General features: G+C 52.1%; 1 protein-coding gene. It reads left to right on the forward strand.

Annotation, left to right across the window (positions count from 1 at the left end):
• Positions 1 to 643: group II intron maturase-specific domain-containing protein (locus tag AC23NW_RS36210; RefSeq protein ID WP_487455591.1), on the forward strand; the 643-nt coding region annotated here is incomplete at its 5' end.
• Positions 644 to 795: the final 152 nt, after the last annotated feature.

The following is a 795-nucleotide window of genomic DNA, read 5'->3' on the forward strand; positions in this document are numbered from 1 at the left end:
TAACGTGATACTTTTTCATCGTAGTGGGGGCATTTTCTACAAAGCTACCCGTCACGCATATCAAGTCAAAACACTAGCCGAACGAGAGGCCTTACAGACGCTACTCAAAGAGAAGATGGGCTTAACGCTCTCTCCTGAAAAGACCCGGATCACCCCTCTAACCGAGGGCTTTCAGTTCTTAGGTCATCGGGTTAGCATGCGGTGGGACTATCGGTATGGCTGGACACCTCGGTTAGAAATACCCAAACAGAAGGCAGCGGATCTGCGCTATCGCATCAAGCAACTGACGGGCCGAGCTACGCTAGGCTGGTCGTTGGATGAATTGCTACAAAAACTGAACCCTATCCTACGCGGCTGGGGCAACTTCTACAAATATTGCACTGGCGCCAAGAAGATCTTATCGTCCCTGGATTGGTATGGACGGGATCGTATCTGGCGTTGGTTATGCAAGAAGTATCCAAAAGCCAATGCTCAACTGATTTTAAAACACCGTCAAGCCAGTCGACTCCGTCCTCGTTGGAAGGTCTGGCGGGGTCAGGCGGTGGAACACTATCAAATGGGTTGGCAGAAGGTAATGCACTATCGGCGAGGATGGATGAAACCGCCTGACTACACGATGGTTCCGGGAGAGCCGGATGCATAACGAAAGCGGACGCCGCGCGGGTGCACGTCCGGTTCGGAGAGAGGGCAAGCGAAACCAGTAGTTGTGAAACTACCTAGGCGCGCTTGCTCTACTCTACCGTACATTCCGATGGCCAACGGATTTTTATACCTGTGCGTGGTGATCGACTGGTA

The organism is Arsenicibacter sp. R0_47 (assembly GCF_057652235.1).